Annotated in this window: 4 protein-coding genes and 1 pseudogene; 4 read left to right on the plus strand and 1 reads right to left on the minus strand. The window is 41.8% G+C overall.

The annotated features are described in order from the left end of the window. On the minus strand, positions 1 to 941 hold a 941-nt coding region (locus F6K52_RS33200), incomplete at its 3' end, for a hypothetical protein (protein WP_293088908.1). A 934-nt stretch (positions 942 to 1,875) separates the two neighbouring features. Here F6K52_RS33200 and F6K52_RS33205 point away from each other — a divergent pair. The 4 genes and pseudogenes from F6K52_RS33205 to F6K52_RS33220 form a co-directional block, all read left to right on the plus strand. After that, positions 1,876 to 2,730, plus strand: coding sequence for an Rpn family recombination-promoting nuclease/putative transposase (locus F6K52_RS33205; RefSeq protein ID WP_293088911.1), 855 nt, complete (start codon positions 1,876 to 1,878; stop codon positions 2,728 to 2,730). 286 nt (positions 2,731 to 3,016) lie between these two features. Continuing rightward, the gene (locus F6K52_RS33210) at positions 3,017 to 3,139 is read left to right on the plus strand and encodes a hypothetical protein (RefSeq protein WP_293088913.1); all 123 of its coding nucleotides are present in this window, start codon (positions 3,017 to 3,019) and stop codon (positions 3,137 to 3,139) included. A 124-nt stretch (positions 3,140 to 3,263) separates the two neighbouring features. Then, complete coding sequence (locus F6K52_RS33215) at positions 3,264 to 3,455, plus strand: hypothetical protein (RefSeq protein WP_293088915.1); 192 nt, start codon at positions 3,264 to 3,266, stop codon at positions 3,453 to 3,455. 121 nt (positions 3,456 to 3,576) lie between these two features. Next, positions 3,577 to 4,109 (plus strand): annotated as a pseudogene (locus tag F6K52_RS33220) (hypothetical protein); the annotation flags it as partial.

A 4,109-nucleotide genomic window follows, 5' to 3' on the forward strand; every position in this document is an offset into this window, starting at 1 on the left:
TCTGTAGTTACCCCACTACCAAGGTAGGTGCTACCATCTATGTCGTGACTCGGACCATTATCGCTGAGTAAGGTATTATAGTTACCAGTGCTAGTGCCGTTGCCAGTATCCGGAGCATCACCAAAATCTTTGTCACTAGCCACAACATCTGCACAGAAACTCCAATTATTGAGGGTGACATGCTGAGCGCTAGTGTGGACAAAATCTGGACCAGGTCGATAGCGCACCACAAACTTATCAATGGCTTGGTCACCAAATCCAAATTCTACATCAGCGCCATGGCCACCCCCTGTGGAGAAATTGCTCCCAGACTGTCCAGTAGCCACGTTACCTACCACCGTCACTTTGCTCGGATCGAAGGCAACTAAGGTTGGAGTAACCGCAGTTGAACCATTGAAACCTGTGATTACCACTTCGTCCTGCCAACGATTCGGTTCCTGTTCATCTACATCATCAACAATGCCTTCTACACCAGTCACTGGCCGACTCATGGTCACTTCAAACTCAATGTAACCCCCACCTACCATGTCGGGCCGGGCATACAAAGCATCTTCCCTGAAGTTATTGTTATCTAGCTTTGGAGAATTGTCGGTAAAGCTATGATTATTGGGGTTTTTAACTTCAACGGTATAGGTGATACCGTTAACAGTAAAAGTCCTCGGACCAAGATCCCCATCAGTCCAAGACAACTGACTCCAATCAAAATCAGCAAAAGCCTGGGAACAACTTCGAGATGGTAGAGACTGGGCTGCTACTGGAGTAGGAGTAGACACTAGCAAAGCAGAACCTGTCACCAGGATAGGGAAAGTAGCCTTAGCTAGATTAGTTACCCCGATCAGGTTAAAGCCTAAAGGCTGTCGATCAGAATTTACCTCAGATGCTCCAGAAGAGTTTGAGGAATTGTGTGGGATTCTTTTGAGATAATTGAATAAAGATGTCATAACTGGCCGCAATGAATTAAAGAGAAAAGCTAATTGGTAACTGACCCAACTAGTCTTGATATCAATAAATTATTTAGTGGAGCAACACTGAATAAATAACTAATCGTTGCTCTATAAAATTTGTTATTTACAAGGTTTATAAAATAGTTAGTATAATCCTGATCTGGCAGGATTTTGAGTTTTTGAAAGAATAATTTTTTCTCAATCACCCGCGCCATCAGACTTAGTGGGCAATAAGCGCGATTTTATGCATACAATCAGTTCGGTAGAACCCTAATCATTAATAACGAATAACTCAACACTCAGCACTGAGCAATCAGATCAGGGATTGACTCGCTTGTCACGCGGGGCGCGATGAAGCGTTCGCGAAGCGGAGGCCTTTGGCCTCAGCTTCCGCGCTTGAGCGATCGCATCCGAGTTTTCCTCCCAGTTAAACTACTATCCTCATCTAGAATTGCCTAATTGATGTGGTTATTGCCTAGAGAGAATTACGGATTTTTTTTCCGGTTACGGAGGTATTGATATCGGTGAATTCCACATCTACCTGAGTTATGTCTTAGCTCGTAGGTGTTAACTTGTAAGTATTAAGTGTTAGGTTTTGGGTTAATTGTCCTAGTGCATAATACTTAGTTCATTAATTTTTGATTGTTAATTTTAAGTGATAATTGAAGTATCTTATAAAACTAAACAATAATTAGCGTCATTAATATATTTGCTAGAAAAAAAACACACCTGACGTTACTGATAGAGTAAATTTATCCATGATCAGTAGAGTGTATTATTACACAAAGTGGCAGCTATATTTACTGCTAAAGTTACTGATTTAATCAATAGAGTAAATTCAACATAGTATAATAAAATCAATTAATTTTTGAGTTAACAAGCAGTGTTAACTATACTACTCCTACTCCCTACTCCCTAATTCCTACTAATCATGGCCAAAACACACATCCGCTTTGACTGGGCGATCAAAAAACTGCTGAGGGATAAAGCTAATTATGTTGTCCTAGAAGGTTTTATCACCGAATTACTAGGACAAGAGATTACTATTGAATCTATTTTAGAAGGGGAAAGTAATCGGCTCAGCGAAGACAATAAACTGAATCGGGTTGATATTCTAGCGCTCAATAGTGCTGGAGAGTTACTGCTGGTGGAAGTCCAAAACAGTTCCGAAAATGATTACTTTCACCGGATGTTATTTGGTGTCTCTACACTGCTCACCCAATATCTAGATAAAGGAGAGCCTTATAGTAAAATCAAAAAAGTCTACTCGATTAATATTGTTTACTTTACCCTAGGGCAAGGACAAGATTACATCTATGAAGGTAAATTAGATTTCCGAGGTCGTCATCATCATGACTCTTTAGGGCTATCCAGTCTACAGAAGGAGTTGTTCAAACTAGAGCAAGTCTATCAGATATTTCCCGAATATTATATCTTGAGAGTTAACCAGTTTGATAACGTAACTAGAAACAGTTTAGATCAATGGATTTATTTCCTAAAGAATAGTGAAATCAAGGAAGAGTTCCAAGCCAGAGGATTAGCCGAAGCCAAGGATAAGCTAAGGATTGAGAGTTTACCCTTACCAGAAAAAGTAGCTTATCAGAACTATCTGGAAAATAAACGGTATGAAATTAGCCTACTGGAAGGGGCAGAAGCAGCCGGAAAATTACAGGGGAGAGCAGAGAAAGCCACAGAAATAGCCAAAGCTATGAAAGCAAGAGGAATTGATATCGATTTAATCGTGGCAACAACTGGTTTAACTAAAGAAGACGTTGAACATTTGTGAATGCTCCCAAAGAGATTTATTGATCCTGAAAGTCTTTTACCTTCTGCCTTCTGCCTTAAAAAAGCCCATTTATTTTAGGCGAATTTAGAATGCGCGAATTCAGAATTGGGAATCGGAAAGAAACGGAAAAGTTGAGGATATGGTCGGTGGATGCGTTCGCTAGCCAACGCCCTTCGGGCTAATCGCATAAGCGCGGAAGCGATCGCATACTCAGGAAATGCTTTCCCTAAGCGGCTCCAAGCATCGCACTAATTAATCCGACTACTGATAATAATTCTGATTACAAGTGAGGTACACAGGATTTTTTCCCACTCCACTACTCCGGATTCCCGATTCCCGACTCCCGACTCCCTATTCCCTGTTGATTCCAAAAATTGTTACAAAAGTTTTTAAAATATGTTATAATTAAAGATTATTTGTGTTAGTATAAAAATACCGTGGGCGCTAAAAAGCTCCACGGTAAGAGCCAGCCGAGAGTTTCTCCAGGACCTAAGGCTGGCTCTAGAACCCCAGTTAAAGGATATATCTTGATTATGTCGTACTCTCAACGCCTACACCCATGGGTGGTTGTTCGGCTGCTGCCCGAGATGCAACGGGTGGTTGTTGCTCGTTTCCGCAACCGTTCTGATGCGGAAGGTCACTTGCAGGCTCTTAAACGGCTGATGCCTGACGCTCAATTTATTCTGATCTTCGATGCGGGACATCCTCTGGAGGAAGAGTATTAAGGAGCAGGGAGTAGTGTGGCAGACCGAGCTCCTCACCAATCAAATTTTAGTCCGACCCCAGAAACAGCCCTGTCAAGTCGGTTGGGCATTCGATTAATGAGTCTTATTCACTTTATTGTCTATGGCAAAACCTGCAGATATTGGTAGCAAACGTCTAATCAGTCTCGCCCCCAATGCTTGGGTGCAATGGGTAACCGGTAATCCCCAAGTGCGAGCATCTCAGTTACTCGATGCTGAATTCCAGTGGATTAGTCGGGAAAGCGACGTAATTGTCAAAGCGTCTAGTCCTGAACATCAAGAATTTCTGATTCTCAATGAATTACAACTGCGCTATAGTCAGGCCATGCCTAAGCGCATGCGCAATTATGTCGCTTTAGCGGAGGAGAAATATAACCTATCCACTTATCCAGTATTAATTAACATCTTGCCGCCTCCAGCCACTGTTACCATTGAAAACTGCTACGACAGTGAATTCATGGGATTAAAGGCACATCAAGATTATCGGGTAATTAATCTGTGGGAAGTAGAGGCTGAATTAGTATTAGGACAACCATTACCTCCCCTATTTCCATTTGTACCGATTTTAAAAGGAGGTGGTAGTGAATCAAAATTGCGCTCAGCAGTGCAGGCACTACGAGCGGATCAAACTTTGAA

It is taken from the genome of Moorena sp. SIO3H5 (assembly GCF_010692395.1).
Taxonomy (GTDB): domain Bacteria; phylum Cyanobacteriota; class Cyanobacteriia; order Cyanobacteriales; family Coleofasciculaceae; genus Moorena.